Here is a 24,281-nt window from a genome sequence, read left to right on the forward strand (position 1 = left end):
CTAACGATGAAAATGAAGGCTACCAATGCGGATAAAATTACCGAGAATCATATTGCCGGCATACAGCGTGTGGTAAAACTGGATGTTATTATTGAAGGCAAAATCATCAGTCATTTCAAACATTTCCGCCTACTACAAAGCATACGAAAACACCATGATTTTGAACTTACACTCGCTCATGACAGTCTGGGAGGTAGTCAGGATTACAATCTGGAAGAAGCCCAGCAGTTCCTGGGGAAGCGTTTAACTGTAGTTTTTAAATATAAAGATGCGGAAAACGAAAGTCCTGAAAGAACTTTTGTAGGGCTCATCACCCAGGTAGCATTCAGCCAGAAAGAAATGAGTCTGGGAAATATTGTTCTGAAAGGTAAAAGTCCGACCATTCTGATGGATTCTGCTCCTCACACGCAGAGCTTTGGAGGCGACCAGTCAGTCAATACCTCGATTATTGCCGACAGGGTGCTCAAGGAAGCTTTAGGTTCCGGTAAGTATGACTTTAAGGTAGATTCAAAAAATCAAAGCTATATCAATTACAGCGCCCAGTATAAGGAAACTCATTACAATTATCTGGCAAGGCTTGCGGAAACTTATGGAGAACAGTTCTATTATGACGGTGAAGTTCTTCACTTTGGGAAACTGCCACCAGGAGAGCAACCCATCAGGCTTATTTACGGAAGTAACGTAAGTGACATCTGTATTGAATTGAAAGCAGTGCATACAAAACCTGAATTTTACGGATATAACAGCAGCAAACATGAAAAACTGCTCAGCTCAAAAGCCAATATCAAACATTTGGGACAGCTCGCCTCAAAGGCTTATGAACTTAATGACAGTATTTATAAAACCAGATCACTGAATCCTTCTCCTGTGAATGCAAATATGTCTTTAAATGTAGATGACACCCAGCAAAGTGCTGCAGGAAGTGCTGCAGTAGAAGTTTTTACGGTTTCCGGAAATACTACGGTTCCTTTTCTGCATCCCGGTTGTATTGCAGACATCGAAATGAGAAAACCCAATACCAACCAAACCTCTTATTTTACGAAACTGATGATCACAGAAGTTTCCCATGAGGTGAATACAAGAGGCTACTACACCGGATCATTTGAAGCCATTGCAGAAGGAACAGGGTATATTCCTACTCCGGAATTTACGCATCCACAGGCAGAGGCTCAGATTGCCACTGTGATTTCCAATACCGATCCTCTGAATCAGGGGCGGATACAAGTGCAATTTGACTGGCAGTTACATGACACCACCCATTTCATCCGAATGATGAGCCCTGACGCAGGAGGAACTGATGCTATTACCCAAAACAGAGGTTTTGTAGCCGTTCCGGAGGTCGGAGACCAGGTTATGGTAGGTTTTGAATACCATCATCCGGATTTCCCTTTTGCTATGGGAGGAATGTTCCACGGAGCGGTAGGTTTGGGAGGAGGAGTCGACAATCATATCAAATCGATACAAACACGGAGCGGCAATAAAGTGATCTTCAATGATGCCGAAGGCAGTATTTTTATTGAGGATCCTAGTGGAAATACCTACTTTATGGACGGTAAAGGAAATATTGCCGTAAACGCTCCGAAAGACATGACTTTCACTGCAGGTAATAATATCAGGATGACCGCAGGTCACGATATCACTTCTATCGCAGGAAACAGCATGTTCTCCACAGCCAACGTAAATATTGTTTCCAATGCAGGAGTAAATATGATTGACACTGCAGGGAAAGATCTTATGCAGACTGCCACTGGAAATATCCACGAATCTTCAGATATGAGAACGGAAATTTCCGAAAACGAAAGAAATATCCAGGCTAAGAAAAGTGATTCTTATGCTGAAAAGGTAACGGTCGTAAGCACGAAAGAAAATATGATTTTACAGAGTGAAAAAACAGTAAAATCGCAAAGCGGCGAACAGGGCAACACCCACTAAAAAGTCTGGATATGGCCATTGTAAAAAAAGCAAACAATATCACCGTACAGGTTACGAATAATTATACTTCTCTAAGCAAGGTTTCTCATGAGGAATCCGGAGAAGTGATTATTAAAGCAACACAACAGAACCTTGAACTTTCCAGCCAAAAAAAAGCTATTTTACAGGGCCATGGAAGAAAATCCGCTGGAGAAAATAAAGTAGCACTTCGAGTATTGAAGGTTGAGGGTCCTTTTGATGATAAAGAGATGAAAATTTCTTTAATGGAAAAAGATAAATGGTATACATTTAAAGCAACTCAATTTAATAGGAAAGCAGAAGAAAAGGAATTAAAGGAATTAAAGTGGGCGCGTCAATATGATGACAGTAAAATAGTTGAAACTACAGATTCTGGAGCTAAAGGGTCTAAAAACATATCCTTCATGGTTAAATCCGCTACTCAGGCATCTAAAATAAGAATTTACGCCTATTTTGAGAAAGCCAATAAAGACGTAAGTGCTGAAGCTAAAATTGCACAACAAGAAGTTATTTTGATCGTGGGAACGGAGCAGCACTCTGCAAACTATGGAAATAAAATGATGTTCCCAGCACAGGCGGTAAGAGAAATTAGACAAAATTATTCTGCGTATAAAAATTTAACGATACTTATGTTTACAGATGGCTATAATTCAGAAGAACTTTCGAATCCTGAAAATAGTGCCAAAGCATTTAATGCCAATGTAAACTTTAAGAAAATCAATACTGTCACAGACCTCATAAATTATCTTAACAAAGGCGATTCTAAAGTCATTCGAGGAGATGTAAAAATATCAACTATCAAAGTATTTGCCCATGGCCTCCCAAGCATTTTTGACTTTGGTTTAGACGGTAAAAACCAACTAAACCAAAGATTTGAAATTAAACATATTTCCGAAATAAAGAAAGAGTCATTTGTATCCAGTCCCATAATACATTCCTTTGCTTGTAGAACAGGGAATTTAGACAATAGACCCGAAGCATCAAAAAAAGAGTATACTTATGATTCAAATTGGATAGAACTGGTGAAACCGCAGGAAAGTTTAGCTCAAAAATTAGCAGATTATTTTAATGCAACTGTATATGCTTATATAAAAAGGTCAGAATATCAATCAACCTGGGATGATAAAGATAATAAAGCCTATAAAAATAAGTACATACAAATTGAAGATGAAGATTTAAATGGAGAAGCACACCGTCTACATCAATGGGATGAGGCATTGTGGAATCCACAGGGTGCTTATGCTCCACCAATGGCTGGCACAACACCTAAAGGGCTTCCCGCGCAAGTATATAAATTTGAAAAAAATAAAAAAGCAATTCCTAGATAATGAATATTCTTAAAAGCATAGTGATATGCATCCTTTGTTTTATTTTAACAGTTTTCCAGGCATATTATGCGATGGGAGAATATTCAAGTAATATTTCGTCTGCTTGTATAGATTGTTCTTTTCATGTTGAATTAATTATACAAGCATTTATTACTGTTGTACCAATTTTCATTATCCAAATTATCTTTGATAGAATAAAATGGAGTAAATGGTTTAGCTTAATTGTGATTCTGTTCTATTTGATCATTATGTGGTTTAAATATATAAATGTTGGCATATTTGAAACAAGAGAGGCGGATTGGAGTACCTTTTCAGAGAATGAAATTAATATAGAAGTTTTATCAAAATCAATAATTCCAATAATTATATCTATTATTCTTTATGTTATCTTTTTTGTATTAATAAATAAAAAATTCACCAAAAATTTAAAATGATTATGGGTACATCAGCTGGAGTCAGTTTTGAAAAATTGCAAAATGGTAAATTAGAAGGTAATGTGATATATGGTTACTGGACAAACCTAAATAATAAGCCCATTAAGCGTGCTTATTTTGGTGATACGGTCAGGTTTAACATCCTCCTCAGTCCATTTGTCTCAACCGGAGATTTATTATCGCTGCAATTTTATGAAAAAGATTGGATGAATGACACAAGATTAGGTTCTGCCAAGAAAGTGAGCATTAGAGGTTCGGTAGTTCAATATGATTTTAAAATTCGTGGGGATTGGGATAATATGATCGAAGGAACCGGTGAAAAGGGAGAAGAAATAGAAGCCTATTGTGAAGTTACCTATAAAGATAAAGCAGTTGACTTAGCATATCAAGATAATCAAGTATTAAAAGTATACAGGAAACATAAAGTATTATTAGTGTTTTTTCATGGCGGCCCATTTGGACGGGGACAAATAAAAGGTAAATCAAATGATGACACAGGATATACCGGAGTAATTTATAATCATATAATGAAGTATGCAAAATCTAAAGGTCATGAAACTGTTGGAGCTATTATAGCACCCGCTGCCCTAGAAAAATACGGGGTATCCACAGGTTATGATTTTATCATTCAAAATTACCGGCCAGGTTATGAAATAATCATATATGGTTACAGTTATGGAGGTGATAATGCTGTTAACTTAGCGGAAAGAATAGATGCTTCTAATTTACCTGTTGACACTATGGTTATAGTTGATAGTACTGATGGGCCATTGCATCAAATTTCAGTGGATACTTCAGTCCCGGATAATGTTGGATATACATTAAATATTTATCAGACTAAAGCGTCAGGCGGCTCTAGTAAATCAGGAAAAAACAGTGATAACCCTAATTCCAGCGAAGGGAGTTCAAGTGATGGATTCTCAAATTCCCCGGCTTCCAGAGGGTATCCGCATACAGCAGAAGGAAGGAACAAAGTTGATAATATTAATGCCACCTCTCCAGATGTTACCCATGGAAATATTCAACAAAAAAAATTCGATACAATAATTTCAATTTTTAAAAAGAGAATAGATGAGTACAAATACCCGAAATAAAATAATGATTATAGTAATTTCATTAATAGCTTTAGGACTTGCAGTATATTATTTAATATTTCCAACGATGATAAAGAATCTTTTTTCCTTTACAAATAAAGACGTTAATAACGTAAATATAGAAGGGTATGTCTATGATCAAAATAAAAAAACTGTTGAAAATTACACCTTATACATTACAAATTATTATTATGAGGGTGGAGACGGTGAAAGTTATATGGGAGGAGAAAAAACGCCAGTAATTACAAATGAAAATGGACATTATTCTATTCATTTTGATAAAAGCTGTAATGTTCAGATTGATAATGTAAAAGAGGGATACAGCAAATCTCTTATTGTTCAGGATATTACTAAGCCAACGAATAAAATAGATTTTCATTTAAAATAATACTAAGTACTACTCATCATTAATAGCCTATTTTGAATTTCACTATTACCTATTATTCATTGATAATAAGCTAATTATAACAATTTACAAAATTTGATTTAAACTTTTCAAGATCAAAAAAAATAAATCACAACACAAAAACTGAAAAAAATTTAAACATGACCACCTCAGCACCAGATATTTCCCCGACTTCTACCTATTCGGTGCAGGATCAATGCACTATAAAAATAGGGAGAGAGCAGCATGATGCCTTACTCTCCTACACCCTGTACATAGAACCCGGAAAAAAAGACAGTGAAGAAATATTAATCAACAGATCGAATTTTAAGGTCAATGGACAGAAAATAGACACCAAATTTCTTGAGGTATCCAACACCTATATGGATGCCCTGTTTCCCATAACCTGTAAAATAAACAAATACAATTTTTCCATTGAAAACCTTGGGGAGATCAGAAAACGTATTCAAAAAGCAGACATCAGTATCTATGATATCTACAGTGGAGAAGGTATCGACCACATCCAGACGAATTTCTTCAGAGCCATTGAAACTGATGAAAAACTCACCCATTTCATCAAACAGCTCCACTTTATCAAAATGCTGGAATATGGTATGCAGAAATTTAATCCTAAAAGGCAGTATGAAACTTCGTGGAGAGTTCTACCCATTGGAACTTCAGAATGGAAAGGGGAAACCCTATATGAAAAGGAGAAAAACACACTGTCTTTTGAACCTAAAATTGACAATGCCCAGGATATCATGAACGATCTGATCAGATACATTCATCAACATGATTATTACGTCAGCTTCGACGAAGAGCATCTTCCGCTCTATGCAGACTTTCAGAACAACATCAGCTATACCGGTAAAACCGGAAGGATGGAAAAAGCAGAAACCTGCATTTGTATTGAGGCAGAAGATAAATTTTACTACCAGCACACCATCACCCTAGAAACAAAATAAGAATATGTCAGCACCTATTCCATATACAGTTCAGAGCGGAGAAACGCTGCAGGATATCGCTAAAAAACTGGGTATCAAAGACTGGACAAAGCTTAAACAGTATCATAATGACTATGCTGGCTCCGGTCAGCCGGCATCCGATATCCCTTATGCAGGGTTCATTCTCCAGACTCCGCCAAAGGATGAAATTTATACCATGAATGGTGAGACTCCTCCACCCGATCCGGTAGAAGAGCAAAAAAGTGCTGAACAGAAACAAGATCAGGAAAAGAAAAAGGAAGAAGAGCAGAAAAAAGAAGAGAAAGCTTCCAAAAGCGACCATGACGGAAAATATTTTGTCGTTCACAATGCAAAATGCGTGTGCGACAAAGCTGAAAATCCAAAACAGACTGCCGATTTACAGGTGACCACCCACTCCATTATTGTTCTGAATGATGAGCAGGGTAAATTAGCTGCGACTGAAGAGGATAAAACGTTTATCCCTCCCGTTGCCACCTTTGGAAAATGTAAATTGAAACCTTCATCGGGAGGTTATCTCCCCTGTGCGTTAACTCCGGCTCCAAAATGGATCAAGACCTATGAAAGCACACAGGTCATGGGCAAAAACACCCTTACGGAAATCTCGGAACTGCAATGTACCGCAGGTGGAACAATTAAGATATTTAAGCATGGACAAACCGACTCAGTGAGTAATGCCCACGCCGACAATACCAATTCGATGGAACTTGCCATGGTCAATCCGGCAATAGAACAGCCTAAGAAAAGAGAAGAGTACCCTTCCGTGACTTCTATTATTTTAACTAAAATAGAAAACAGAACAGCTTTTAAAGAAATCGATTCTAAAAATAAAAGCAGTATTATTTATCTCCGAAAAGATGAAGAAGCTTCTTTTAAGGCCAATCTGAAAAACGGTAACAAACAGCTTACTTCATGGATAATTTACAGTGATCATCAAGGGAAGAAAGAAAACAGAATTTTCCTGAGAGAGCAAATCGGAACAGAGTTTTCACAGAGTTTTGAAGGGTTGGGGAAATTCAGAATAGAAGGTTACGGAAAACCTAAAAATCAGGATTTTGAAAAAGGAAAATATGACAAATGCGATCCTTCCTGCTCCATTGATGTGGAAGTGGTTGAAAATACGCTGATCGATATTGAATGTACATCCGCTGATTTTACTACGCGAATCGATCCTTCCAAAAACAGAAAATTCCGAAAAGGAGTTCCTTCAGTTTTCAAAGCTAAATTTTTCATTCCCGATCTTACGGCAGAAGAAAAATCAAAACTTACACTATCCGTGCAGGACGGAAGTGGGAATACCATTACGGAAGGCGTTCAGGAGAATGGAGAAATCCTCACCTTCACACCTACAAACACCAAAGCAAAATATACCATTACAGCAAGATTCACCAATGATAAAGGTGAAATCGTAGAAAAGCAGATAGCCGGAGAAACGGAAGGCAATGCTGTATTGGGCATCAGTCATGGCGCAGAGGTTGTAAGACCCGGAACTGCTATGTCTTTCAGTGTTTCCCGAATGAAATATAAATTCGGAGCAGATAATTCTCCCTATGACCTTACTTCTGATGAATCTTCAGCAATCAAATGGAACCTTAACGGTATTCTCCAGGGAACCGGAAAAAGCTTCACCATACCAGGTTCCAAATTGATGGCTCCGGGAAAATATATCGTGGAAGCCTACAGCATCTCCGCCAACGCTACCGGAAAAAATGCAAAAAAAGAAGATGATGACTGGCATTTTGAAGTGAAGGAAAATGACGTTATCAGTTTCACCTTAAGCGGAACTCCGAAAGTAGGAAAACCTATAACAGCCACTGTGGATAAAATGGTATTTGCAGACCTTCTTCCCAATGAAACCATACACTGGCAAGGATTCTCTACCCCAGTTACCGGAAAATCCATAGCTTTTACTCCAAAAACTCCGGGAACTTTAAGTATTACCAGTAAAATAAAGGGTAAGGGAGTGACACAGAAAGTAAATGTAGTTGAGGCAAAAATAACCAAGGGATTCTGGAATGATTTCGGCGGAAGTGAGATCAGCCACGCAGCGTGGGGCCAGAAAGTAGATTTCTGTGTGAAAGGAGAAAATATTGAAGGTGAAGAAATAGAACTTGCTATCTACGATTCTGACAATGTATCTGGTGATGATCTTGGGTATTCAAATACTGAAAACAAGCTGAAAATCACAGGAAAAAATGATAAAACTTATGCCTCACACCGCATTGAGCTTACTAAAAAAGTAAAAGACAGAACTGCCAACGATTTATCTTCAGAAGTTAAACTGTATGGTAAGGCAAAATTGTTGGGCTTTGAAAACAGTCCTCTGAAAGATATTACTCCTGTGGAAAAAACAAGCAAATACCTCACTGTAAATAATGAAAAAACAGTGTACAGAGCTATTATAGGAGAGCAGAATGGCAGAGCCAGACATATGCCTGTAGACTATGACATTATCAGTTGGGTATACGCCAGTACAACCTATCCTAAGGGAACGAAACTGAAAATAAAAATATTTGAAGATATCAACTGGGCGATAGATCAGGAGTGTAAAGAACTCTTAACTACAGGAACAGTAGGAGAAGATGGAACTTTAGCAGCCCAAATTAACTGGGGTAAACTGAAAGACGCCAAACAGAATAAAAAAACTAAGAAGTATTATGCCATTATTTATGATGAAAAAGACAATGAACTTCTGAATGGCAGCAGCTCAGATACTTTATGTAACACCACATTAATTCCTAAAAGTATTCTTCTAAAAGAAGCCAGCTATACTGGTGCGGTGATTGTGGGAAGTGAGCAGGCGCCACAGCCTAATACTGGAACATGTGTTTGTAGAGATTATGATTTAATTTGGGGCGGTCATCCCAATGTAAACTGTGAATTCAGGAAGAAAGTTGTAGAAATATGTAAAGATCTATGGGGTGAGGAAAATAAAATACAAATGGCCAATAACTTAATGGCTGTTTTCCGTTGGGAAAGTGGCGGAACATTTAAGCCTGATGCCCCTAACCAAGCTGATTCTGGAGGAACAGGGTTAATACAGTTCATGCCAAACACAGCAGCAGGTTTGCTTGGGAAAAAAATTACTGTAGAAAATGTTAAGAATTACTATGGAAAAAAATATAATAAAAAAACAAAACAAAAAGAAGATTGGTATTTAAAAAGAGTAAAAGAATTTGCTGATATGACAGCAGTACAACAGTTAGATTACGTTAAAAAATATTTTGAACCTTTAAGAAATAAAACAGTTGAATTTGTTGATTTTTATCTACAAGTATTATTTCCAGTATCCTCCCGTAAAGATGATCATATAGTTTTTGCGTCATCTTTAGATAAATTAACTACAAGGACAAATGAACCCGAAAAACTCAGAAACTTAAGAGTAACTGCTTATAAACAGAATGACGGCTTAGATACTAATAAAGATGGTAAAATTTGGAAATCCGAAATTAAAGCAAAAGTCCAAGTTTATATTACCGAAGGAACCGCAAATAAAGAAAGTAATTTTGAATGTGGAAAGAATAATGATAAAAACAATCCATCAGAAATTTCATTATGTTCTAAGGATGGTTCGCAGTGTCTTGATTATGCAGATGTATGGGAAAGTCCAATAATAAGCAGCGACAACGGAGGAAAAAATAATAATAGATTTGATAAAGGATCCAGCAGAGGACATAAAGGCGTAGATATATTATCCGGGCCAATCTATAAAGAAGTACATTCATTAATGTGTGGTAAGGTAGAAAAAATAATTACCTCTTTTAAAACCAATCAATATGGAGAAAAAAAACTTGGTAATGTCATAAATATAAAGTCCAAAGACAAAAATGGAAATATAGTATATATATTATATTGTCATTTAGATAAAGTATATGTTAAAGAAGGAGAAACGGTCAAACATGGTCAAAAAATAGCTTTATCAGGGTCTACTGGAAATGCATCGGATGGAAGTCTACCAAATGGAGTTCCGGGTAGAGGTATAAACAAAGAAAATTGGCATGTACATATTGAAGCATGTTCTAATGGAAGTGGGGCAGCTACTTTTTTTGGTAAGGATAGGTTACAGCCTGAAGATTATATGAAAACAAAATTTGATAATAAAGGGAATGCAATTAAATAAAGTAATTTACACATTAGTCCTGTTTCTGTTCATTTCTTGTAAAGGAGATGCACAAAATCAGCATTCAGGAAAAAATGAAGAAAAAAAAGAAACTAAAAGTATAGATTTTTTTAATAAAAAATTTGGAGTTCCTCAATATTCATTAATTATTGACGAGTCAAACATTGCAGATCATCCATTAAGATCTTACTTAGATTGTAATCAGTTAGGATATTTTACAATCCATTACATTCCTAAGACCGAGGTATTACAAAACTTCTGGAAAAATATTTTTTTAAAAGATTACGATTTCAATAATATTAATTTAGAAAAGGATAATGTAAAGATCTCTAATTTATTAAAAAATAAAAGCGATAATTATAATATTTTTTCATACCAAATTGCAAAAGAGTATTTAGATGGAAGTTGTACCGAGGAGAGTATATATGCTAAAAAAGAAAGTATAGCATATATATATATTTATAATTCTGTCGAAAAAAAATGGAAATTATTAAAAGATCTTAAATCAGAGGTGTTACCTCCTTATATTAATTCTGATTTTTTTAGAAATAACTTCCCTGAATATTTTAAATCAGAAGTTATAAAAAAAACGTCAATCAATCAAATACAACCTCCAAACTCAACAGAAAATAACCATTGGCTAGGCACTTATAAATTAAATATAGATTATGGAAAATTAGATAATGTATCAGAAATGTCAATAAACTATGATATAGAGATTACTAATGGGAAGTGTACTTTTTCGGGAATGGGTTACAAAACCTATTTCACTGATTTATGCAAAATAGAAAAAAATGGAAACCAATTAACTCTAAAATACATAAAAGCAATTGATGGAGATGGCTTTTCTGACCATTCTAATCTTACTAATCTGGGTTCTATCATACATAAAGAGGGAAAATATTATTTAAAAAGTCCTGTTGTAGCTGATAATAAATGGAATTATGATAAAGAGTTGCTGATGATCAAAAATGATTAAAAGAGATTAAGGATATGTATAATCTGTTAATATAATTAAGAAAACATGAATTTAAAAATCGGATATTTTTTAATGATATCTATTTTGAGTTGTGAGAAATCAAACAATAAGTCTTCTCATGCTAATTTACTTGGCACATGGAATGTAAATTGTGAAAGTCCAATAGGCATTACAATCAAAGATAATGAATTGATTATGGCTGTTGAACCTAACCAGTATTATATTTATTTAATAAAAATCAATGATAAAACTGAAAAAAATGTTACTAAGTATAAACTAAAATTATTAGAAGGACAAGGTTCAAAGGATGTATATTCAGAAGTCTACTTTAATGACAAGGAAATTGCTATTGTAAAAAATTTAGGTAATAACAAAATTGAATTTAATTGGCTTGGATTCTATAATAAAGTAAATAAGCAAAGACAGTATACAGAACCTCTTATTAGCAATGATAATCCTGTTATTATGAGTAAGTGTGGGAAATAAAGCCTGAAATAAAATCCCCAAAATGCTTATGACAGAATTAATTAATTTTAGAAATATAATAATGAATAAAGATAGTAAAGTAAAAAAATGGGTACTAGTAATGCTCTATTTATTTTTAATCAGCTGCAAAACCCATGATGAAAATAAAAAATACTTTACAAAGCTTACTGAAAATGTAAAACTATCTGAACCTAAATTTCAGGGAGAATTCTCAGCAGCCGTAGAAACAGAAGAAACGACTTCCGGTATGGCCAATATTACATATCATTTCGTTATAAAAAATGATGTTGCTGTTCTAACTACCAGTACCTATCATGAACCTATCAGATGTAATGGTGACTATAAAGCTATTGCAAATAATGATATGCTTGAATTATATTATTCAGGAAATGAAGAAAACTGTAAGTCACAAAATGCCAATTTCAAAATTAAAAATGAGAACAATACCTATTTTGTTCAGGGTCTGGGAGGAGAAGCTACATTTAATGAATGGATAGAATTATCAAAATTAAAATGAGCTTTCCTTTTTAAACTCTTTCTAAAGAGAAAATTTCAATTCATATGCTACGAGCTATCACAATAAAAGGTCTGACTCTGTAGTTTTCCACAAACAATGTGGATAACTCTTAAAACACTTCACAATACCTATAAATAAAAGAAGTAAGCAAATTTAAAATAACAGATGTTATCAACAATTATGCATTATTGTCACAAATATTTGTGGATAACTTCAGAAGGTCCCTAAAATAATCCGCCCCGCCGTTCTCCGAACGGCGGGGCGGATTCTACAATATAATGTATTTAAGCTGTTGTCGCAGGTACAAAAACTCTCTGAGACAATTCCTGATCAAAAAGATATAGTGCAGATGGATTATCGCACACCATCTTGATTTTTGTAACATACTGTGAAGCACTAGCCTCTTCTTCTACCTGCTCATTGATAAACCACTGCATAAAAGATGTTGTTGCAAAATCTCCTTCATCATTGGCATTTTTCACAATGTTGAAAATACTTCTGGTTACCTTTTTCTCATGCTCCAGTGCTTTTTCGAAAATATCAGTAGCATTTTCGAACTCATGTGGAGGTTTTGCAATTTCTCCGATGATGATTTCCCCGCCTACGTCATTTAAAAAATCAAACATTTTATCCGCATGCATCAATTCTTCTTTGCTCTGAACTCTGAAGTAATTGGCAATTCCGTCAAGGTCCTTTCCTGAAAACCAGGCAGACATTGAAAGATAATATTGTGCTGCATATTGTTCGTGAGCTATCTGTTCGTTAATTAACGTTGCAATTTTTTCGCTGATCATAAGTATAAATTTATAGTCAAAAATACGCAATAAAAGCCCGAAATCAAAAGTTTTAATGAAAATTAATACAAAAAGGACGGGATAAAACCCGTCCTTCACACATTAAAAAATCAAAATTATGAATTGTTATTTTGCTTCCGGAGCTGCAGTATTCATAGTCTTTTTCATCATCTTTCTATCTTTCATTGCCATCTTTCTCTGCTCCATTTTTGCTTTTCTGTCAGCCTGCCATTTATCATATTGATCAGGTGTCAGGATTTTTTTCATGTCCGCATCCATTTGGGCTCTCTTGGCTTTCATATCTTCCATTTTAGCCTGTCTTGCTTCTTTACTTTTTTCAAAGTCAGCTTTCATTTCAGACTTTCTTTTTTCATGAAGGCTTTTAATCTGCGCTACCTGAGAATCGTTCAGATTAAGATCTTTCTGCATCTGATCAAGATGCTCCTGATGTTTATGCTGCATTTTTTGATGCATCTCTGCTCTTCTTGCCTGTTTGTCCTGTGGAGCTGTTGTGGTTTGTTGTGCCATTGCAAAACCTCCGATTCCGATAAATGCTATTGCTAAAACTAATTTTTTCATCTTAAAAAATATTTAATTAATTGTTATATATATCTTTGATTAATAGTTAAAACACAAGTTAAATCGAAATATTCATAAAAAATGTTAAATTTTAATATCAAAATAATAAACAATACATAAAAAAAGGACAGATCCTAAAACCTGCCCTTCACACCACTTAAATATAATATATGAAAATTATTATCTGTTGCTTACTAATCTGTTTCTGAAACCACCACCTCTGTTTTCACTGCTGTTGTTCTTCTGTGATCTTGAAGGTGAGCTTTCAGTTCTGGAACCTCCGTTGTTTCCTCTGAAGCCTCCACTGTTATTTTCTCTTTTCGGAGCTCTTTCTCTGTTCGCTTCATCATTTCCTCTGAAACCACCATTACCACCATTGTTTCCAAACCCGTCTCTTGCTCCTTTATTTTCAGAACTTCCTCTGAATCCTCCGTTATTTCTTACTCCATTATTTTCATTACTGCGGAAACCGTTGTTATTTTCAGCTTGCTTACGGAAGCCTCCGGAATTATGATGATCCCTGGATCCTCTGAATCCATCAGATCTGCTTGTTCTGATCACATTAAAAGTTGGATTATCCGTTCTTCGGAATCTCGACCTGTCTACTCTGTATACATTGATATTTACATTTCTGTATCTCGGCATTACTGCATATCTCGGTGCATAATACGTTCTTCTGTAATTCTGAAAGTAAACAATCGGGCTGGCTCCACGGTAATAATTGTTTTGGAAAACAACAAATACTCTGGGTCCTAAAATTCTTTCCAATGCATAAAATCTGTCATAATACCATCTGTCCGGATTGTATCTGTAAAAATTATTCCAGGTAGAAAAATTTACATAAAGATTGTTAAGACTTAAAATCTGATCAATCTGCCATCTATTTAACCTGTTATCTCTGAAAAATACATTCCAGTTGATATTCACAACACTGTTTCTGTAATCGTTATAGTATCCCTGGTAATAATCGCTTGGGTAATAATCCTGAGGATAGTTATAGTAATAGTCATCCGGGAAATAATCTCTGTCGTCCTCATCATCATAATATCCATCTCCATTCTGGTAATATCCGTCATCTCCCCATCCGTTATTTGGATACTGCTGGGCGGAAGACAAAGCTGCCAGTCCCAAGGCAAATCCCAAAAGTATTTTTTTCATCTCTAATCGTTAATTGGTTAGTATATAGCAGAATATCTCTATTCTATCTTTTGGATGTAAATAAAAAAAAGAAGTTAAATCCTAAGATGAAACTTCTTTTAATTTACTTTTAACTCACTGATAATCAAATGTTAAATTTATGACCTTCCGCTATCTTTTATCCAATAGGCTATTTTTTCATTGAAAGATTTCTTATCTTTTAGATCTTCCAGTTTTAGATGCATTCTGTATCGCCAGTAATGAGGGAAAACCGCAGGATTATTGATCCTTTCATGATCCATGTTCAGATTGGTCAGCTCTGGATCCGTTGCCAGGAACTCCTGGATCGGGAAAACAGCCAGCATCGCTTCAGTGTAAAGATGTTGTTTCATAATGATCTCTGCAAGATAGGAATCCATTTCTTCCGGAGCCTTTCCGTACTGTATCAGCTGTTGATTAAAGTACTTCTGCGTCAGTGCAGGATCTTCCTGCCACCATTGCCTCAGCGTTGAGCTGTCATGTGAGGAAGCCGTCACTACATTCATATAATCAGCTTTTTTAGGATTATAGAACGGAATATTCTCCGATGGCATTCGCTGCACTTTTAAAGCAATGATCGCCAATTCATCCATTACAACAGGTACACAGGCAGGAACCATTCCTAAGTCCTCACCACAGATCAGCATTTTCGTTGCGTTAAGAATAACCGGAAGTTTTTCCATGGCCTTTTCATACCACAGATGATCCTGTCTTCTGAAGAAATAATCATGATACAGCTCATAAATTGCTTTTCTTTCCCATTCCGGAAGATAGGTATAGGAGTCGGTATTGAATACATTAAATCTTGGATGATAAACCGTTTCACCATTCCTTTCTTCAGTAAGGAACAAAACATTAGCACATAAAGAAATAAGCTTTTCCTCTATAGAGCCTTTAGGATTTTTTTTGAAAAATTCAGCCAGTTTTCTTTGGGTATCAAATTCTTCTCTGAATGAATAGGTCCCGTCATTATTGCTGTTAATAAATTCAAAAACTTGGCTGCTTTCTTCTCCGAAATACTCCCACAAAATTTTTTCATTGATGAAAGGCTTACAATATCTGTTGAAATCAAAAGGAATATGTCTTGCTTTAAACTCATCAAGAACAATTGGAACCGCAGGATAAAAATAGCCTAAAATCCCCTGTGTAGCAGAAATTGGCATTCTCCAGATCCTGAAAAATCCTAAGATATGGTCGATTCTCATGGCATCGAAATACTGCTCAAGTGCCTTAAACCTGTTCTTCCACCAGCGGTAATCATCTTCCTTCATTGCCTCCCAATTGTATGTCGGAAATTCCCAGTTTTGCCCCAGCTCTGTAAACTGATCAGGTGGTGCTCCGGCCTGAAAATCCATTCCGAAAAGCTCGGGTTCCGTCCACGCTTCTACAGAATACCTGTAAATACCGATCGGAAGATCCCCTTTTAAAGACACTCCTAAGCTGTGGGTATAATCTACGGCATCTTTCAACTGTAAATGAAGCTGATACTGTACCCAGGCATGAAGCATGGAAGCATCATAATCTTTACTTTTTGTAGTAAAAAACTGTGAAATTTTTCCTGCAATATATTTCTTATGGGTTTTCCAGTCGTTGAAATTCGGAGTTTTATATTTATCCCTAAGCACACAGAAGGCAGCATATGGAGTCAGCCAGTAATCGTTATCTTTTATAAATTTTTTAAAGTTCCTGTCCTTATAAATTCTCTCTTTCTCTGCATTGAAAACTGCTTTTAAAAATTTCCATTTTCCCTGGATCATTTTTTCATAATCAATCAGATCAAGAGTATTTAATGCTTCTTTTTCAGACTGATATTCAGAAACTAATTCTTCCGGTAAAGCAAAATCAAGATTTTCTAAGGAAATATACTGCGGATGCAAAGCATAAACAGAAACTGCAGCGTAAGGATAAGAATCTGTCCAGGAGTAATTGGCGGTAGTATCATTAATGGGAAGGATCTGAATAATTCCCAATCCGGTTTCCTTTGTCCAGTCAGCCAGCTTTTTAAGATCGGAAAATTCTCCTACTCCGAAACCGCTCTCGCTTCTTAAAGAAAATACAGGAACTGCCACCCCGGCATCGTGATACATCTGGTAAGACTTGAATTTAAAATAATGGCTGGAAACAATCTGCAAAACATCCTTAAACGGATTGGCAACTGTAAATCTGTTCTCGCCTGTTTCAACATCAATAATTTTCCCTTCCTTTTTACTGTAAAGACAATATTTAAACTGGATAAATTCGTTCTCCGGGATTTCAACAGAGGTTTCCCAGATTCCAAAATCTGTCTGTGAAAGGCGGATTGCTTTATCATAATTCCAGTTTCCCAGAGAAGCTGTACTTCCAAAAAGGGCAATTTCCCAGTCCGGATTGTAAACAGGTGCTTCAACCCTGAATAAATGGGTATGTTTTTTTAAAACGGCAACTTTTTCAGGAATAAACTGGTTGAGCTTATTATAAAGGATTTTATTGTTTAAATAATTTTCAGGAAAGTTCTTGTTATTCCATTCATCGAAAATAATAAACTCCTTGTAGTTATGAGGGAAATTAAGATTGTGGAGTACAAATTCCTCTCTAATAATATTGCTTTTTTCATCGGTAAGCTGATATTTATAGGAGATTGATTTTGAGAAATAATCTACTTCACATTTCCAAATACCGTTTTCTGCATAAAACAGGATATGAGTCTGGATAACAGCGCCTTCCCCATCCACAATCAGGAGCTGTAGATTTTGTCCGGCCTTTGCATTATATCCTACATTAAAGTATAGCTTCATCTATATTTTTTTATAAAAATACATTTTAATATCGAAAAATAAAACTTATGAAGATCAAATAATCATTAAAAAACCTTTTCAAAATAACTTGAAAAGGCTTTATATTTTATTAGAGTTAAAAGGAATTTACATCAATAATCTAAGCTTTATTCTGTAACAATAATTTTCTTACTTAATATTACTTTACCGGATTCATTTATAATGCTTATAATATAAGCTCCATTAACTAAATTTTTGAGATAAACCTGCTGATTGAGCGAGCCATCTTTTACAGACAGGCCCTGTTCCATCACATTTTTCCCGGAAATATCAAAAACACTAAGTTTTAAATTTCCTTTTACAGCCTTATCATTTACATTAACGTTGATAAAATGTTCATCTACTCTGGTCGGATAGATATCAATATTAGCCAGCGTATTTACCGAAGAAGTTCTGTCATTGGCAAAATATCTGCTCGCAAGATCATAAATATGAGGTTTTTCTCCTCCTGGAAGAGCTTTAGCCTCCAGAGTCAACAGATCCACTTCATATAAGCTGTCTCCCTTAGCGCTTGCAATGATTACTTTTCCTTTAGCATTAACAGCAGATCCGTTTACAGAATAATTTTCAGGAATACCGGAGATCTTACCCACGAATTTTGCTTTCAGTTCTTTTACTGTTACTTTAAAAACATTTCCTGAAGCTGAGAAAACATAAAAGTTATTGTCAGCATCTGCAATCATATCACCTCCGAAACCTGTTTCAATAGCCGTAAATGAATTCTTCCCATTGGAAGCATCGTCTTTAATAATCCCAAGATCACTGACGGTGTACTGACTTCCTTTTCTGCTGATCTGAAGGAACTGTGTTCCTGCATTATTAAGAGCATAAATATTTCCGTCATATCCCGTAGTCATCCTTGTCATATGGGAATTGATATCACAGGAAGTTACTTTTGAAACAGTATTTTCTATCAGACTAATTTCTTTAGTCCTGACATCCAAAACATAAATATTGGAAGAAAACATCGGCATATATACCAGATTATTATGGGAAGAATCATAGGCCAGAGCCGCCATAGTAACCGCCTGGGAATGGCTGTAGGAATTCTTATCTTCAGATACAATGCCTTTCCTGTCCTGGGAAAATACCTTTGCTGCAGTATCTGCCGAAAATAATTTTTCTCCGGAAGCACCGCTTGCCGCATCCATAACACGGAAATCACTAAAAACTATACTGGAAGTTTCTTTTCCGGCAATAGCAAAAAAGTCCTGCTGTGCCTGGACATTTGCACCAAACACAAGCAGGAAAAGAGGGAATAAATGTTTTTTCATACAATGTAGAATTTAGATTCGTGATTATTTTAGTCCAACTAAGTTACATAATTTACAAATTGAATCATAAAAAAATAATATCATTTACATAATATTTACAATCATTTAATGAAAACGTTGATGTTTTGGTAATCGTCATTTTCCTTTGCACAAATGTTTTCACAAATAACACTACCGTATGACAGTAGCATGCGTGGCGTAGAGAAGATTAATAATATTTATGTTTTTTAAACGCAAAGATTGATCATTATGCTATATTATTTTTAGTAGGCAAAGATTGCCAGCTTCGTGTCATAAGAAAATTGGGCCTTAAGCAGAATAGGCAAAAAAGAACTCCCGCTGATCACGCGGATTGCAACAGTTTTATCTGCGGAATCCACGTCACCAGCGGGAGCTGTACTTATGTATTTTGGATTAATTCAGAACGTAAGTTGTTCCGTCTCTTCCATCTTTTAATTCGATGCCTTCAGCAAGCAGTTTATCTCTGATCTGATCTGAAAGGTCGAAGTTTTTTGATTTTCTTGCCTGGTTTCTCAGTTCTATTAAAACTTTTAAGGTCTGGTCAAGCTTCTCATTATTATTCTCTTCGATATTCTGAAGTCCTAAGACATCAAATATAAATGCATGTAACGTTGATTTTAAGTCTTCAAAATCTTCAGTTGAGATGGTCTCTTTACCTTCATTTAAAGCAAAAATATATTTTACAGCTTCAAATAAATGAGCAATCAGAATAGGAGAATTGAAATCATCATTCAAAGCATCATAACATTTATTCTTCCATTCGTTAAGATTAAATTCAGACTGTCTGCCATTATCCGGAGTAACAGAATTCAGTACTTTAACAGCCTCCATTAACCTGATGAAACCTTTTTCGCTGGCAATCATCGCATCATTGGAAATATCCAGCACACTTCTGTAATGTGCCTGTAAGAAACAGAATCGTACGATAGACGGATGGAAAGATTTCTCAAAAAAATCATTTTCTCCTGTAACCAACTGCATCGGAAGGATATAATTCCCTGTAGATTTACTCATACGCTGGGAATTCATAGTCAACATGTTGGCATGCAGCCAGTAATTAACAGGAGCCGTATCATTGCAAGCTTTTCCTTGTGCAATTTCACATTCATGGTGCGGGAATTTCAAGTCCATTCCACCGCCGTGGATATCGAATTTCTCTCCTAAATATTTTGTGCTCATGGCAGTACATTCAAGGTGCCATCCCGGAAAACCTTCGCCCCAGGGAGAATTCCATCTCATGATGTGTGCAGGAGATGCTTTTTTCCACAAGGCAAAATCCTGAGGGTTTTTCTTTTCACCCTGTCCGTCAAGATCACGGGTATTGGCAAAAAGCTCTTCGATATTACGCTTTGAAAGTTCTCCGTAATTCAAGCCTCTTTTATTGTATTCCAGAACATCAAAATATACGGAACCGTTGCTTTCATACGCAAAACCTCTTTCAATAAGCTTCTGTGTTAATTCAATCTGTTCTACAATATGTCCTGTTGCTGTAGGCTCAATATTGGGAGGCAGCAGGTTGAACATTTCCAGCACTTTGTGAAAATCGACTGTATATTTCTGTACGATTTCCATAGGCTCCAGCTTTTCAAGGCGGGTCTGTTTTACGAATCTGTCGTTATCTACATTCCCGTCGTCTGTAAGGTGGCCTGCGTCTGTAATATTTCTTACATATCTTACTTTATACCCCAAATGCATCAGGGTACGGTATATAAAATCAAAGGAAAGAAATGTTCTTACGTTTCCTAAATGTACATTGCTGTACACCGTAGGACCACAGACATACATGCCGACGTTGCCTTCTAAAATTGGTTTAAATATTTCTTTTTCTCCTGTAAGGGAGTTATATAGTTTTAATTGCATTTTTTAAAGTTAAAAGATTCAATGATTAAAGAATTTAAAAATTAGTTAAAATAATTCTGTCCACAACAAATAATTGTCGTGAGAAAAATTTTATTTGAAACTTTTTTAAATATTACCATTATTAAATTGCTTTTAAGTGATACTGCAGATGATCAATATAATCCTGAATAATGTACTCCAACGTAAAGGTCTGAGGAACTGTTTTTGTAGTATCACAGGTTCTTTTCAGGTCTTCATCAGGAATATTTTCTACCGTATGAACGATCTGAAAATTTAAGGATTTCCAAAGGCCTATCAATTCTGTAACCGGAATATTCTGATAATTCTGTGCTTTTACCCAAAAATTCTGATCGTATACAATATTATCATTTTCCTTGTATTGTGTTACCACAAATCTCCTGATATTAGTCAGGGCACTGTCACAAAGATGACCTAAAATTTCTTTTTTAGACCACTTTTCCGGTGAAATTTTATAAGACCATTCTTCCTCAGAAATTGTTTCAAATCTCTGAAGTTCGGCAGTAACAATATTTTTTAGAATCTGATAGTTCATATTTTTAATAATCTAATTTGGCATGGCTTCCTACATAATGCAGGAATTCCTGTCTGGTGATCGGGTTGGTTCTAAAAATACCACTTAATTCTGCCGTAATGGTAGAGCTTGCCGTATCTTTTATTCCTCTGCAGTTGACACATAAATGCTTTGCATCAATAATACATGCTACATCTTTGGTACCCAATGCTTCTTTCAAAGCATCTACAATCTGCATCGTCAGTCTTTCCTGAACCTGTGGTCTTTTTGCATAGTAATCCACAATTCTGTTGATCTTGGAAAGCCCTATCACCTCACCATTTGAAATATAGGCAACGTGTGCTCTTCCGATGATTGGCAGAAAGTGATGTTCGCAGAAAGAATATACCGTAATATCCTTTTCCACCAGCATCTGTCGGTATTTATATTTATTGGAGAACGTGGAAATTCCCGGCTTATTTTCAGGAAGAAGCCCTCCAAAAATTTCATTGACATACATTTTGGCAACACGCTTGGGCGAATCCTTTAAAGAATCATCCGTCATATCCATCCCCAGTGTTTCCATAATTTCACCGAAAAGTTCGGTAATTTTTTCTATTTTTTCCTGTGGCGATTTATCAAAAGCATCTTTCCTAATAGGCGTATGTTCTTTTCCTGTGAAAATATCATCGTCGTTATCGGTAAAATCAACCATTTTTATTTAATTTGCAACAAAAATACGGATAAAATCTGTTCATCAATTTCATTTTGAACGAAAAACATTATCCTTTCTCAACTTAGCCTTATGATTATTGTCGAAGAAGTACAGAATGAAAACCAAAAAAAGAAATTTTTAGAATTTCCTGCCCAACTTTACAGGCACGACGAAAACTATATAAGACCCAGAAATCAGGATATCGAGGAGATTTTTGATCCTGAAAAGAATAAGTCTTTCCTGGATGGGGAGTGTGCCAGATTTTTATTTAAAAACAAAGAGAATGAAACGGTAGGAAAAGTGGCCGTGTTCATCTCCAGTCTTTATGAACAGAAACAGCCTACGGGAGGAATGGGTTTCTTCGACTGTATCAATGATCAGGAAACAGCGGATTTTATTTTTGACCACTGCAAAAACTGGCTTCAGAAAAGAGGTATGGAAGCAATGGACGGACCGATTAATTTCGGGGAACGGGATAAATTCTGGGGACTTCTGACGGAAGGCTTCGCTGAGCCGCTTTTCGGAATGAATTACAATTTTCCTTATTATAAAGAACTTTTTGAGAATTATGGCTTCAAAATATATTTTGAACAGCTTTGTTTTTCAAGGCCTATTTTCGCGGAAGTTTCAAGGATTTTCACGCTGATGCATACCAAGCACAGCAGAAATCCAGCCATTTCTGCAAGACCGATGAAAAAGAATGATCTGCCCAAATTTGCAAAAGATTTTACAGAAATCTATAACCAGGCATGGGCCTCCCACGGTGAAGGCAAACAGCTGGAAGAAGCAAAAGTCCTCAAAATGTTCAGAACCATGAAACCTATCATCAATGAACATATTTCCTGGTTTGTATATGAAAATGAAAAACCTATTGCCATGTGGATGAATCTTCCGGATGTGAACCAGTGGTTCAAATATCTGAACGGGAAGTTCGGAATTCTGGAAAAGCTTAAATTTTTGTGGATAAAGCAATTCAAAAAGAATGAAAAAATGGTAGGACTGGTATTCGGGGTTGTTCCGGAATGGCAGAAGAAAGGGATCGATGGCTATATGATCTGGGAAGGAACACAGCATCTGAGAAAACATACGGATTTTAAAACTACAGAACTTCAGTGGATAGGAGATTTCAATCCGAAAATGATCAAAATAGCAGAGAGTCTTGATACAACTGTTACCAGGAAGCTGGCTACGTACCGATATTTATTTGACCGTGAGAAAGAATTTGAAAGGCATCCTATCCTTTAAATAAAAAACCCTGCTGTTGAATAGCAGGGCTCCTTTCATTTTGAACTCTATTAGAATAGCTCTCCGGCTACTTTTTTAATATTATCACTTTTCCCCATGGAGTAAAAGTGCAGCACAGGAACTCCAAAATCAAGCAGTTCTTTGCATTGGGCAATGGCCCACTCTACCCCGATCTGTTTTACCGCTTCATTATTTTTAGCGTTTTCCACTTCATTAATCAATTCTTCGGGAAGGTCTATTTTAAAGACCTGCGGTAAGATTTTCAGGTGCTTTTTGGTCGCAATAGGTTTAATTCCCGGAATAATAGGAACGGTAATTCCCATCTCTCTCGCCTTCGTTACAAATTCAATAAATCTTTTGTTGTCAAAAAACATTTGTGTAACGATATAATCTGCTCCGGCATCTACTTTTTCTTTCAGCCATTTCAGGTCATAATTCATGGAGGGTGCTTCCATATGCTTTTCCGGATAACCGGCTACCCCTATGCAGAATTTATTGAGTTCATCACAGGCTTTTTCATCATTGTGAAGATATTTTCCTCTTCCCAGATCATTGATCTGATGAACGAGATCCATAGCACTGGCATGGCCTCCGGGTGTTGGCTCAAAGTACTGATGTCCTTTCATAGCATCACCTCTCAGGGCCATTATATTATCTATCCCCAAATACATACAGTCTACAAGAAGGTATTCGGTTTCTTCTTTGGTGAAGCCGCCGCAAAGGAGATGGGGAACGGTATCTACATTATATTTATGCTGGATGGCGGCACAAATCCCCAGGGTTCCGGGACGCATTCTGGTGATCCGGCGTTCCATCAGGCCATTTCCTTTATCAATGTAAATATATTCTTCCCTGGAAGTGGTTACATCAATAAAAGGGGGCTTAAACTCCATAAGCGGATCTATATTGGTATACAGATCTTCAATTCCGATCCCCTTTTGAGGCGGAACAACTTCTAGGGAGAATAAAGTCTTGCCATTTGCATTTTTAATATGTTCAGTGATCTTCATTTTATAG

General features: G+C 35.9%; 19 protein-coding genes. 10 read left to right on the top strand and 9 right to left on the bottom strand.

Annotation, left to right across the window (positions count from 1 at the left end):
• The first annotated feature begins 6 nt into the window (after positions 1-6).
• The 9 genes from J4Q03_RS12725 (at position 7) to J4Q03_RS12765 (ending at position 12,276) form a co-directional block, all read left to right on the top strand.
• Positions 7-1,932 carry a type VI secretion system Vgr family protein gene (locus J4Q03_RS12725; RefSeq protein WP_426048544.1) on the top strand — a complete coding sequence of 642 codons (1,926 nt, stop codon included), beginning with the start codon at positions 7-9 and terminating at the stop codon, positions 1,930-1,932.
• 11 nt (positions 1,933-1,943) lie between these two features.
• On the top strand, positions 1,944-3,278 hold the full coding sequence (locus tag J4Q03_RS12730) for a hypothetical protein (protein WP_426048545.1): 1,335 nt from the start codon (positions 1,944-1,946) through the stop codon (positions 3,276-3,278).
• A gap of 436 nt (positions 3,279-3,714) precedes the next feature.
• Positions 3,715-4,806 carry a hypothetical protein gene (locus tag J4Q03_RS12735; protein ID WP_426048546.1) on the top strand — a complete coding sequence of 364 codons (1,092 nt, stop codon included), beginning with the start codon at positions 3,715-3,717 and terminating at the stop codon, positions 4,804-4,806.
• On the top strand, positions 4,784-5,194 hold the full coding sequence (locus J4Q03_RS12740; RefSeq protein ID WP_426048547.1) for a hypothetical protein: 411 nt from the start codon (positions 4,784-4,786) through the stop codon (positions 5,192-5,194). Before J4Q03_RS12735 ends, J4Q03_RS12740 begins: the two co-directional genes overlap by 23 nt.
• A gap of 158 nt (positions 5,195-5,352) precedes the next feature.
• Positions 5,353-6,156: a hypothetical protein gene (locus tag J4Q03_RS12745; protein WP_426048548.1), complete on the top strand. Its 804-nt coding sequence runs from the start codon at positions 5,353-5,355 to the stop codon at positions 6,154-6,156.
• Between the two features lie 4 nt (positions 6,157-6,160).
• A complete protein-coding gene (locus tag J4Q03_RS12750) occupies positions 6,161-10,294 on the top strand; it encodes a PAAR-like protein (RefSeq protein WP_426048549.1) in 4,134 nt (1,377 codons plus the stop codon).
• Positions 10,281-11,273: a DUF5991 domain-containing protein gene (locus tag J4Q03_RS12755; RefSeq protein WP_426048550.1), complete on the top strand. Its 993-nt coding sequence runs from the start codon at positions 10,281-10,283 to the stop codon at positions 11,271-11,273. The genes J4Q03_RS12750 and J4Q03_RS12755 overlap by 14 nt, the downstream gene beginning before the upstream one ends.
• Before the next feature lie 45 nt (positions 11,274-11,318).
• On the top strand, positions 11,319-11,759 hold the full coding sequence (locus tag J4Q03_RS12760; protein WP_426048551.1) for a hypothetical protein: 441 nt from the start codon (positions 11,319-11,321) through the stop codon (positions 11,757-11,759).
• A gap of 61 nt (positions 11,760-11,820) precedes the next feature.
• Entirely contained in the window at positions 11,821-12,276 is a 456-nt protein-coding gene (locus J4Q03_RS12765) for a hypothetical protein (RefSeq protein ID WP_426048552.1), read from the top strand.
• A 284-nt stretch (positions 12,277-12,560) separates the two neighbouring features.
• Here the strand turns inward: J4Q03_RS12765 and J4Q03_RS12770 are convergent, their stop codons facing one another.
• The 8 genes from J4Q03_RS12770 to folE form a co-directional block, all read right to left on the bottom strand.
• Positions 12,561-13,070 (bottom strand): ferritin, encoded by a 510-nt coding sequence (locus tag J4Q03_RS12770; protein ID WP_034725863.1) that lies wholly within the window; start codon positions 13,068-13,070, stop codon positions 12,561-12,563.
• A gap of 126 nt (positions 13,071-13,196) precedes the next feature.
• Positions 13,197-13,649, bottom strand: a complete 453-nt coding sequence (locus J4Q03_RS12775) for a hypothetical protein (protein WP_426048553.1) — start codon at positions 13,647-13,649, stop codon at positions 13,197-13,199.
• A 180-nt stretch (positions 13,650-13,829) separates the two neighbouring features.
• Positions 13,830-14,807, bottom strand: a complete 978-nt coding sequence (locus tag J4Q03_RS12780; protein WP_426048554.1) for a hypothetical protein — start codon at positions 14,805-14,807, stop codon at positions 13,830-13,832.
• 137 nt (positions 14,808-14,944) lie between these two features.
• On the bottom strand, positions 14,945-17,599 hold the full coding sequence (locus J4Q03_RS12785; RefSeq protein ID WP_426048555.1) for a 4-alpha-glucanotransferase: 2,655 nt from the start codon (positions 17,597-17,599) through the stop codon (positions 14,945-14,947).
• Positions 17,600-17,745: 146 nt separating this feature from the next.
• Entirely contained in the window at positions 17,746-18,912 is a 1,167-nt protein-coding gene (locus tag J4Q03_RS12790; RefSeq protein ID WP_426048556.1) for a T9SS type A sorting domain-containing protein, read from the bottom strand.
• Positions 18,913-19,326: 414 nt separating this feature from the next.
• Positions 19,327-20,793 (bottom strand): cysteine--tRNA ligase, encoded by a 1,467-nt coding sequence (gene cysS, locus J4Q03_RS12795; protein WP_426048557.1) that lies wholly within the window; start codon positions 20,791-20,793, stop codon positions 19,327-19,329.
• Positions 20,794-20,914: 121 nt separating this feature from the next.
• Positions 20,915-21,346, bottom strand: a complete 432-nt coding sequence (locus J4Q03_RS12800) for a DinB family protein (RefSeq protein ID WP_426048558.1) — start codon at positions 21,344-21,346, stop codon at positions 20,915-20,917.
• A gap of 4 nt (positions 21,347-21,350) precedes the next feature.
• The gene (gene folE / locus J4Q03_RS12805; RefSeq protein WP_034725871.1) at positions 21,351-22,019 is read right to left on the bottom strand and encodes a GTP cyclohydrolase I FolE; all 669 of its coding nucleotides are present in this window, start codon (positions 22,017-22,019) and stop codon (positions 21,351-21,353) included.
• Between the two features lie 90 nt (positions 22,020-22,109).
• Between folE and J4Q03_RS12810 the strand changes: the two genes are divergently transcribed.
• Positions 22,110-23,264 (top strand): hypothetical protein, encoded by a 1,155-nt coding sequence (locus J4Q03_RS12810; protein ID WP_426048559.1) that lies wholly within the window; start codon positions 22,110-22,112, stop codon positions 23,262-23,264.
• A 50-nt stretch (positions 23,265-23,314) separates the two neighbouring features.
• Here J4Q03_RS12810 and metF read toward each other — a convergent pair whose 3' ends face one another.
• The gene (gene metF, locus J4Q03_RS12815) at positions 23,315-24,274 is read right to left on the bottom strand and encodes a methylenetetrahydrofolate reductase [NAD(P)H] (protein ID WP_306840381.1); all 960 of its coding nucleotides are present in this window, start codon (positions 24,272-24,274) and stop codon (positions 23,315-23,317) included.
• Positions 24,275-24,281: the final 7 nt, after the last annotated feature.

Origin of the sequence: Chryseobacterium sp. NFX27 (genome assembly GCF_049887855.1) — a bacterium.
Lineage (GTDB): Bacteria > Bacteroidota > Bacteroidia > Flavobacteriales > Weeksellaceae > Chryseobacterium.